Annotated in this window: 10 protein-coding genes and 1 pseudogene; 6 read left to right on the top strand and 5 right to left on the bottom strand. The window is 62.7% G+C overall.

Annotated elements, in window-relative coordinates:
* Positions 1-495 precede the first annotated feature (495 nt).
* A complete protein-coding gene (locus O5M90_RS28815; RefSeq protein ID WP_269838520.1) occupies positions 496-807 on the bottom strand; it encodes an ArsR/SmtB family transcription factor in 312 nt (103 codons plus the stop codon).
* A 183-nt stretch (positions 808-990) separates the two neighbouring features.
* Positions 991-1,368: an IS66 family insertion sequence element accessory protein TnpB gene (tnpB, locus tag O5M90_RS28810; protein ID WP_269838521.1), complete on the bottom strand. Its 378-nt coding sequence runs from the start codon at positions 1,366-1,368 to the stop codon at positions 991-993.
* A gap of 547 nt (positions 1,369-1,915) precedes the next feature.
* Here tnpB and O5M90_RS28805 point away from each other — a divergent pair.
* The 6 genes and pseudogenes from O5M90_RS28805 to O5M90_RS28780 all read left to right on the top strand — a co-directional run.
* On the top strand, positions 1,916-2,887 hold the full coding sequence (locus tag O5M90_RS28805) for a zinc-dependent alcohol dehydrogenase family protein (RefSeq protein ID WP_269838522.1): 972 nt from the start codon (positions 1,916-1,918) through the stop codon (positions 2,885-2,887).
* A gap of 16 nt (positions 2,888-2,903) precedes the next feature.
* Complete coding sequence (locus O5M90_RS28800; protein WP_440402026.1) at positions 2,904-3,911, top strand: TIGR03571 family LLM class oxidoreductase; 1,008 nt, start codon at positions 2,904-2,906, stop codon at positions 3,909-3,911.
* Between the two features lie 41 nt (positions 3,912-3,952).
* Positions 3,953-4,972 (top strand): zinc-binding alcohol dehydrogenase family protein, encoded by a 1,020-nt coding sequence (locus O5M90_RS28795; RefSeq protein WP_269838524.1) that lies wholly within the window; start codon positions 3,953-3,955, stop codon positions 4,970-4,972.
* Positions 4,973-5,003: 31 nt separating this feature from the next.
* The gene (locus O5M90_RS28790) at positions 5,004-5,360 is read left to right on the top strand and encodes a nuclear transport factor 2 family protein (RefSeq protein WP_269838525.1); all 357 of its coding nucleotides are present in this window, start codon (positions 5,004-5,006) and stop codon (positions 5,358-5,360) included.
* Positions 5,361-5,491: 131 nt separating this feature from the next.
* Positions 5,492-5,998, top strand: coding sequence for a hypothetical protein (locus O5M90_RS28785; RefSeq protein WP_269838526.1), 507 nt, complete (start codon positions 5,492-5,494; stop codon positions 5,996-5,998).
* Positions 5,999-6,512: 514 nt separating this feature from the next.
* A pseudogene (locus O5M90_RS28780) lies at positions 6,513-6,659 on the top strand (DUF932 domain-containing protein); the annotation flags it as partial.
* 80 nt (positions 6,660-6,739) lie between these two features.
* On the opposite strand, the gene O5M90_RS28775 reads toward O5M90_RS28780, so the two are convergent.
* From O5M90_RS28775 to O5M90_RS28765, 3 genes are read right to left on the bottom strand one after another with little or no spacing between them, the layout of a single operon-like run.
* Entirely contained in the window at positions 6,740-7,201 is a 462-nt protein-coding gene (locus O5M90_RS28775) for a hypothetical protein (RefSeq protein WP_269838527.1), read from the bottom strand.
* Positions 7,198-7,944, bottom strand: a complete 747-nt coding sequence (stbB, locus tag O5M90_RS28770) for a StbB family protein (protein ID WP_269838528.1) — start codon at positions 7,942-7,944, stop codon at positions 7,198-7,200. Before stbB ends, O5M90_RS28775 begins: the two co-directional genes overlap by 4 nt.
* Positions 7,941-8,366, bottom strand: a complete 426-nt coding sequence (locus tag O5M90_RS28765; protein WP_269838529.1) for a helix-turn-helix domain-containing protein — start codon at positions 8,364-8,366, stop codon at positions 7,941-7,943. Before O5M90_RS28765 ends, stbB begins: the two co-directional genes overlap by 4 nt.
* Between the last annotated feature and the right edge of the window lie 451 nt (positions 8,367-8,817).

Raw genomic sequence — 8,817 nt, 5'->3', positions numbered from 1 at the left:
GCCAAAGGGGTGAATGGTGCCACTAGTTAGCCTTCCTTGTTGGCGTCGACCGAATTTTGAGCAGCCGGCGACGCCACGCGGGATACAACCAGCAAGCCTGGTTACCCAGACTGGACCGGATCGATTCGAGCCTGCCCATCGTCTGGCGCGAAACGCAGCCGAACGTGCTTCAGCATTCGCTGCGCCCGCCCTGAAAGCGCCCATTCCGCACGATGGATCAACCAACGAGTGTCGATCACCTGCGTCGCTCCTTTGACCACCTGGATCAACTCGGGGCGCGGGTAGGCGCCGGCGCCCCTTGCGAAGCTGCGGGAGCGGCTTTGACTCTGTGCGGCTAGGACTGTGCCGATCTGTTGATGGCCGAGCCATTCACCTCATGTTGAGCCTTGCCTTCGCGTGCGAAGGCATCTTGCTCAATAGCCTCTCCCAGGCAACCACCGACCTGAACAACGTAGGCCGGCCTATGCAAGCCATTCAGTACGCGCGCCGGAGGACCTAGAGCTCGGTCGCCAGGCGCTTCGCAAGAACCTTGATGGCCTGCTCGTTGCGACGGTAGTACGACCACTTACCGGACCGCTTGACGGTAACCAAGCCGACGCTGGCCAAGTCGGTGAGGTACTTGGAGGTAGTCGAGAAGGCGAGCTTCTGCCCGGCCTGAATGGACGACACACAAACTCCATCCAAGAGAGGGTCGCCCTCATCCTGGGGCGGAAAGCTCGAGGGGCTTTTGAGCTTGCGAAGAATGTCCATTCGCTGCTCGTTGGCCAGCACCTCCAGCACACGAATAAGCGGGACTTCGAAGGTCATCAGACAGCCGACACAGCGCAAAAGAGTGCAAACGCACTACCGATAGCTCGGCGTGCGACTAAATTCACTCTAGCATGCGCCTGCAGATGTTGCAGCCAGAGGGGTTCTGGCGGAGGCGTGGTTGAACTGACCCCTGCCGAGCCGTTCACGCTTCCGGTTTTCAGGCAGATGATGCCGTCTTGGTCAGCAAAGTGAACTGCGACGTGCTCCGCGAGTGCGTTGATCGCAGCTCATGGTGGAAAGGCATTGCTCGTCGCTCTGCGCCACGGCGAGATGCGATTCTGGCCGTTCGAACCTTCTGTTCTCATTCAAGCCGTGCGGCGCAGATGTCGGACCTAGACCGCACTGCAGCACGTCGATGACGCCACCTCCGCCGATGTGCTGCCAGGGCAAGCCCAGCACGAGAGCCTGCAACGGCGCGTACGTCAGCGACATCTGCTCACCTGCGAGCTCGCGATGCCGGACAAAGCGGCCTCGGTGCAGGCAACGGGCCGCCAGCCAGATGCCGATGCCGTCGTGCACGAGCACCTTCATTTGATCGGCTCGCAGGTTGGCAAACAAGTAGGCGTGGTGCGGTCGGGCGGCACCGAAGACCTTTACGACGCAACAGGGCCGTCTCGGTACTGGCGCGCATGTCTAGCGGCTCGATGGCGAGCCACACCGTGTCGATACGGATCAACGCAGGAGCTCACGCGGTCAGTTCGCGAACGCATCAGCGGCGCTGGTCGGCCAGGACACGGTGATCGTGGTCGAGCAGCGTTGCACATCGACGCGTATGTCGATCCGACCAACTTACACCGAGGGAAGGACGCACGAGAGTTCTGCAGTCAGAGAACCGGCGGACTGAATAGTCCTAAAGATGGACAACGTAAGCCCCATTAGGTGCGCTGCACGCTTGTGCTTCGCTACTTACTCTTGCGACTCGATTCTTCCATCGCTAACAGCAGCGTTCGGGTTAAGCAGAGCCATGGTGAAGTTCCCTCGGTGGCTGCATGGGCATTTTGATAATCGACATATCGCAAAATGTCGATGCGATAATGAATGCGTCTTGAGGGATGCCTCTCGGATAACCCAGATCACTCAACTCAACCAACCTGAGAAAAGTCACATGAAAGCCATTGTCCTGACCGCCTTCGGCGGCGTCGAGAACCTGCAGCTGCAAGAAGTACCCGTGCCGAGCGTCGACGCGGGAGAGCTCCTCGTACGCGTCTACGCCACGTCCATCAATCCTCTCGACTATCAGATCCGGCGCGGCGACTACCCGGACTACGTGCCACTGCCCGCAATCACAGGGCATGACGTGTCTGGCGTCGTCGAGCGCGTAGGTCCTGGAGTCACGGCCTTCAAGCCTGGCGATGAGGTGTTCTACACGCCCAAGATCTTCGGGCCGAAGGGCGGCAGCTACGCCGAATACAACGTGGTCCCCCAAGAGCTGGTGACTCACAAGCCGGCCAACCTCACCCACGCGGAAGCGGCCGCGATCACGCTGACGGGCGGCACCGCCTGGGAGGCACTGGTCACGCGGACCCGACTGCAGCCGGCTGAGACTGTTCTCATCCACGGTGGCGCCGGCGGTGTCGGCACGATTGCGATCCAAATCGCAAAGGCAATGGGCGCTCGCGTGATCACTACGTGCCGTGGTGATCAAGCCGAGTTCCTGCTGTCGCTCGGAGCGGACGCCACCATCGACTACGAGAAGAGTGACTATGTCGAGGAAATTGCGCGACTGACCGGTGGCAACGGCGTCAACGTCGTACTCGACACGATCGGTGGCAAGACGCTGGAGCGCTCCCCCCACGTCCTGGCCGATGGCGGCCGTGTCGTGACCCTGGTCGACATCACAACGCCCCAGAACCTGGTTGCTGCATGGGGCGTGAACGCTGAGTACCACTTTGTGTTCACGCGACAGAACCGCGGCAAGCTGCTTGCGCTCAAGGCGCTTCTTGAGCGCGGCGTGATTCGGCCCATCATTGGTGCGACCTTCCCCCTCGAGCAGATCGGTGCAGCGCATACCGCCTTGGAGCAGGGCAGCGCCAACGGCATGCCCCTGCGCGGCAAAGTTGTCATTGAAGTGAACTGAAGCTGAGGTGATGACCATGCCCAACCCCAGTGTTCATCGGCCTGACGAGAGGCGCACTGCGCAGTCCTCTGATCTTTCGCAGCATCCAGGCTGGCGTCGGACCTTTCGTAAAGGAAGCATGACGCTGGGGTTCTTCTTTCCCATTGAGGCGTACGAGGGCGATACGCCGCGGCTCGAGCAGCCGCAGCTTCTGGCGCGCAGAGCTGACGAGGCTGGCTACGCCGCGTTGTGGGTCAGAGACGTGCCGCTGCGTGACCCGCACTTCGGTGATGTCGGGCAGATGATCGACCCTTGGGTCTTTGCCGCGTGGATCGCAGCGCAGACGACTGACATCGCCATTGGCACCGGAAGTGTCATCCTGCCGCTGCGCCCCTCTATGGATCTGGCCAAAGCCAGCGCGTCGCTCGACTTCATCTCTGGGGGGCGCCTGTTGTTTGGTACAGCTACAGGTGACCGCCCATCAGAGTTTCCTTTGTACGACAAGAATCACGCTGAGCGGGGCGCGGACTTCCGGCACACGCTTGAAGAGATTTCTGGCCTCTACCGCAACGCAGGGCCGCTGGACCTGGCCAGAAAACTGTCAGGCGTTCCCCTCGAACTCCTCCCGGCTCCCCCATTTGGCAGGGTTCCGCTCTTGGTCACGGGTTTTGCTCAACAGTCGATCGAATGGATTGCCACGCATGCTGACGGCTGGATGACCTACCCGCGGGACATCGCGGCGCAGGCCAAGGTTGTCTCCAGCTGGAATTCGGCCGTCCAGGTGGTGTGCGGCCCGGAACGCTACAAACCGGTGATGCAGTCGCTGTACATCGATCTGCTGCCCGAAGCGGACGCTGCCCCGCGCCCCATGCATCTGGGATTCAAGATCGGGCGCAACGCCTTGATCGCGCTGTTGTCGCGCTACCAAGCCATTGGTATCGCTCACACGGCGTTCAACCTGAAGTACAGCAGCCGGCCCGCACCCTCGGTCATGGACGAGCTCACGGAGTACGTCCTGCCGAACTTTCGCATCGATAGCCACTGACATGAAGGAAGGACTCGCGTGCTCGCGAGTCGATTGCAGATATGAAAGCCATTGTTTCCATACGCCACTCATCGGGTACAGCTGCCGAGCTCATCGAGCAAGAAGTGCCGGACCCGGTGATCAAGCCCCACGACCTTCTGGTCAGGCCGCTGGCCACTGCCTCAAATCCGGTTGACTACAAGGTCAAGGACTCCACCGAGCCGGGCCTGGCACCCAGGATCCTGGGGTGGGACGCCGTGGGCGAGGTGCTCGGCTGCGGAATTGCGGTCATCGGATTCCGTCCCGGAGACCTCGTCTGGTACGCCGGTGATATCAACCGGCCAGGAGCCTACGCGGAGCTGCAGGCGGTCGACAGCCGTATCGCCGCGCGGGCTCCAAGCAGGATTGATCCGATAGACGCAGCGTCCCTTCCGCTGACTGTGCTGACGGCATGGGAGCTGCTGATTGAGCGATTCCGGGTGCAGCAAGGAGCTCAGGGCTCGCCTGGCACGCTGCTCATCATTGGTGGTGCCGGCGGGGTTGGCTCAGCACTCATTCAAATCGCTCGAGCGCTCACGAACGTCAAAGTCATCGTCACCGCATCGAGGCCGGAGAGCGTGGACTGGGTTAGCAAACTTGGCGCACACCATGTCATTAACTTTGCCCGGTCGTGGCCAGAGCAGCTGAGCGCCATCGGCGTGCGGCAGGTCGACTACATCGCCAGTCTCACGGCCAGCGACGAGCATCTTCTGTCTGCAGCTCAGGTCATCAAGCCCTTCGGCTCGTACGGCCTGATCGACGACCCGAAGTCACTGGACATCTCCGTCTTCAAGCGCAAGAGCGTGTCGATCCATTGGGAATTGATGTTTACCAAGACGCTGTTCGAAGGCGAGGACCTGAGCTCTCAGGGGCAGATTCTTCACCGAGTCAGTGAGTTGGTAGACCTGGGTCAGATCCGTTCGACGCGCCTTGGCAGCGGTCTGGAACTCTCTGCCTCGTCTTTGCAGCAAAGCCTGGACAGCCACCAAAGAGGCAGCTCTCGTGGAAAGCAGGTCTTCTCCAGACCCAAGCACTGGCGCTGACCTCCGAACCCTTTCAGATCACTAGAACGCCATGAACAGCAAGTTCGAACACCTGCAAGCCGTCTTGTCCCGCCATGAATCAGCCCTGGCGCAGGAGGACGCCGCTGGCGTTGCCAGCGAATACGACCCGAACGCCATTCTCATCGTCAACGGTGAAACGTTCGTCGGCCGCGACGCGATCCAGAGTTTCTACGAGCAGTTGATCAAGCAGCTGCCGAAAGCCTCTTGGGCGACTGATCGCGCCTGCTTCGCGGAAGACATGGCCTACGTCGAGTGGTCGTGTCGTGCGGAACGTGTACGGGTCCCACAGGGAGTGGATACGTTCGTTGTTGGACCGTCGGGCATCGAGCGCCAGACGGCCTGGTTCAGCGTGATCTCGATCAGCTGAACAAGCCGGGCTGACCTTCTCGTCCATTCGTTCACTCAAAGGATGTGCCTCGCGCTGAAGCGTGGGCGTGCATTGCCTGCTTGACTGCTGCCACAGGCAGCGGTCAGCAACCTAACTCAAAGGAACTCATCATGAAAAATCTGACTGTGATTGCCCTTTCCCTTCTGGCTGCCGGCGCAGCGCTGGCCGATGGTGGCAGTTCTGCCGACACCGGCCGCGAAGCCGTCATCGCGGCGCGCAAGACTATCAAGGTGACCGCGCCTCAGACCAGCCGCGAGGAAGTCCTGACGGACCTGCTGCGGGCTATCCAGACTGGCGAGCTGCGGGACTTGGACCGAAGGGGCTATCGGCCCATGCGCACGGAAGGTTCGACGCGCAGTCGCGAGGAAGTCGTGGCGGAGCTGCTGAAGGCTATCCAGGCTGGCGAGCTGCGGGACATGGACCGCAGGGGGTATCGACCCAAGCGCCCTGAAGGTTTCACCCGCAGCCGCGCCGAGGTCGCCGCCGAACTGGCTCGGGCCCGCGCAACAGGCGAACTTGACGTCGTCAACGGCGAGCGCTCGGACTATGCGCACCAGGCCTTGGTCAAGCAGCAGTCGGCCGAACTGGTGGCCGGGCAGCCGACTCCAGCGCAGTAAAAGCAAGAGTCGGGTTGAGGAAGCATTCAGGCCTGTGATTTGTTCGGCAAAAGGCCGTCTCCATCCTCAACCATGTCGTCTTTTGCACCTGTCTCGTGTTCGGCAACCACTGCTTCGTCGTATTTGCGTGAGTTTTTATCCCAACGGGCTTGAGCACGGGTGTTGTGGCCAACCGAATCCTGAGCGGGTCAGTTTTCGGTCGGCGCCAACACTTCTGGCTGGTGCCGGAATCGCCGGACCCAGGAATGGCGGCCAGCGGTGGTGGCCGGGCGGCCCTTCCCGTGCCCAGGGCCGTGGGCTGAGTACGCTCCCGCTGCGCGCGAGCGCGCCCACTGCCGATCAGGCCTTCAGCCTCATCGCCCCTGGGCACCCGCCATGCCCGATGCCTGGCCGCAGACACATGCTGTGATCGCTGCGGCTCGATGCCCGCGCCAGTCGCTGCGCTTGATTGCACGAGCCTTGCGGGGGCGCCGCAACTCAAGGTAGCCGGCCTGCTCCGCCTTGCGGCTACGCCGAGAACCTGCTGCGCGGCGGACAGCCTGGGCGCAGCACCCAGGGCCGGCGCATGCAGACCCGCGCCGTCGGCAGCATCGACCGCAGCGTGCAGCTCAACCGCGCACTCTGGGTGCTGGCCGAGGAGATGCGCAAGTTGAAGGCCTGAGGAGCCACTCCGGCACGGCGGGAAAACCAACCAACAACCTGTCCGCCGCGCCGTGGACCGGCAGGGCATGCTGCACGGGCCTACAGGTGCAGTATGCAGAAGGCCAGCAACCCTGTCAGCATGACCGATGCCGCCGCCGACACGGCACAGGCCCACCAACTGATGCGCGAATGATCTCGATGCTCAGCGCAGGCCTTTGCCGCCTGAAGGAGGCTGTGCAAGGCGGGGTTCAGCTCGCTGTGAAAGAGCGCGCGGGCGAAGGCGGCCATCGACCGGCATTCGTCGTCGGCGGCGGCGTGCATGGTCTCGCGGGCGCTGCGCGCGATGTGCTTGGCCGCCACGCCCTGGGCATGCTCGGCCAATTGGGCCATGCGCGGCTCCGCCGCAGCGGCGTGCGCTTCGAGCCGTTCACAGGCACGTTCGACCGCTTCGGCGGCGGATCTCATCTCCAGCGCGACCATGTCGGCGCGATCCAGAAGCACCCCGATGTCGCCCAGCGCTTCGGCGACGAGCGCATCCCGTGCTGTGAAGGGCTCGTTCACGAGTAGTGCACCGCAGGCGCGGTGTCTGCATCAGCAAGCTCATCCAGACCGAGAGCCGCAAAACAGGCGTCAAGCGCGGGAACTGCGCCGATGGCCAGCCGGCGGGCGGCCAGCTTCAAGGCGAGCGCGAGCTTTTCCTCGCTGTCGTCCGAGTCACGGATCAGGCGCTTGTAGTCGGTCTGGTCGAGGGCCAGCGTGCCGATGTCGGTATTGCTGTCTCGCGCCAAGCCATAGATGTCGCTCGTGTACAAGCGGCAAGCCGTGTTTTCCTGCGCCAGCCGTTGCTGGGCGAGGAAGGCGAGCACGAGGTAGAACGACTCCTTGATCGGCACGCCGGGCTGAGCCATGTTGAAGACCAGCTTCAGACGCTGTGGCGGGATGCCAAACCGCGACAGCTCGATCAGCGTGGCGATGGTGTCCTTTTGCTGCTTGATTGAGGGCACTGTCGGCACGACAAAGCAGTCGAAGTCCTCGTGGCTGCCGCAATAGGCCTTCATCAGGGTCAGAAACTCCTCGGCATTGCTCGCGCCGATGTCGATGACGGCGCTGTCGATGGTCTGCAAGTACTGCTGCAGCGCACCGAACTGGCGGCCCCGCAGGGTCTGTGCTGTTTCTGCGTCGGCGTCGGCGTTGACGCTCTCCACAGCGATCAGCTCCGCAGCGGGAATGCGGGGCAGCAGAAGGTGGCGGGCCACGGTGGTCTTGCCCACGTTGCCCGAGAAGTTGATGACGGCGATCTTCATGGGTTTTCCTTTGCGCGCTTCAGGGGGTGATGGTTCTGGCTGCTGCAGAACGCCTGAGCCAGGTCTTTGCCGCTGGGTTGCTCGCAGAGCTCTGCGGCGGATGGCTGTGCGCCAGGCTGCTGTGGCCGGCTTGCGGCGTGGGCCGGTGCGGAGTGCGTGGCTGCGCTGCCTATGAGTAGACCGGGTGACGTGACGGCAGGGACCGCGGTTGCCATGGTGATTGGCAGTGCGCGCGTGGGGCGCTTCAGTTCCCGCCTGATGGTGGCGAGGCTGACCTCTACGCCGGCCGCAGCCAGCGATCGGCGGATGGCCGCCAGCGTGTAGCCCTCCGCGCGGAGTCTGGCGATCTCGGCCTCGAACTGCCGCGCCTTGCGCGTGGCGCGCCCGGGCGGCTCCCCCGGCATCAGCTTCAGGCTAGCCACTGAGGTCAGTCCGGGGACGCTCAGGTGCCTCTCCCGGGGCGCTCCCGGAACGCTTGATGGACGGTCAGGGGACGGACCGGAGTCACCGAGGGACGCTGCGTGGACGGCTGAGGTATCCATGATCAATCTTTAGTCCACGATTGGTCGGGTAGCGGCGCTGATTTTTGGCAGAAATCAGCGCTCAGAAAGCTAGATCTCCGACCAATACTTGGTCATGGGTTGAGTGCAGCGATAGGGGCGAAGGCGCCCCGATGTATTGCACCCATCCGCGATGGAGGTGACCATGGACAAGTCGCATCGAGAGCTCTTCTGCGTCGACCTGAAAGGGATGCGAGCAGCGCTCCTGGCGTGCGCGCGACTTGAGGGCGTGTCGCCCGCAAACCTTGTGCGGCGCGTGCTGGTTGAGCGCTTGGGTAACGAGGAGGGGCGCGACCTCGTTCCATCCGTGCGC

The organism is Paucibacter sp. M5-1, assembly GCF_027498415.2.
In the GTDB taxonomy this organism is placed as follows: Bacteria; Pseudomonadota; Gammaproteobacteria; order Burkholderiales; family Burkholderiaceae_C; genus Roseateles_E.
Note: the sequence above shows the minus strand (reverse complement) of the source record. Positions and strands in the feature narration are given on the sequence as shown.

Excerpts from the sequence above, each read along its gene's own strand:
- O5M90_RS28790 (WP_269838525.1), top strand. The coding sequence starts at position 5,004 with ATGAACAGCAAGTTCGAACACCTGCAAGCCGTCTTGTCCCGCCATGAA.
- O5M90_RS28795 (WP_269838524.1), top strand. The coding sequence starts at position 3,953 with ATGAAAGCCATTGTTTCCATACGCCACTCATCGGGTACAGCTGCCGAG.
- O5M90_RS28815 (WP_269838520.1), bottom strand. The coding sequence starts at position 807 with ATGACCTTCGAAGTCCCGCTTATTCGTGTGCTGGAGGTGCTGGCCAAC.
- O5M90_RS28805 (WP_269838522.1), top strand. The coding sequence starts at position 1,916 with ATGAAAGCCATTGTCCTGACCGCCTTCGGCGGCGTCGAGAACCTGCAG.
- O5M90_RS28800 (WP_440402026.1), top strand. The coding sequence starts at position 2,904 with ATGCCCAACCCCAGTGTTCATCGGCCTGACGAGAGGCGCACTGCGCAG.
- stbB (WP_269838528.1), bottom strand. The coding sequence starts at position 7,944 with ATGAAGATCGCCGTCATCAACTTCTCGGGCAACGTGGGCAAGACCACC.
- O5M90_RS28785 (WP_269838526.1), top strand. The coding sequence starts at position 5,492 with ATGAAAAATCTGACTGTGATTGCCCTTTCCCTTCTGGCTGCCGGCGCA.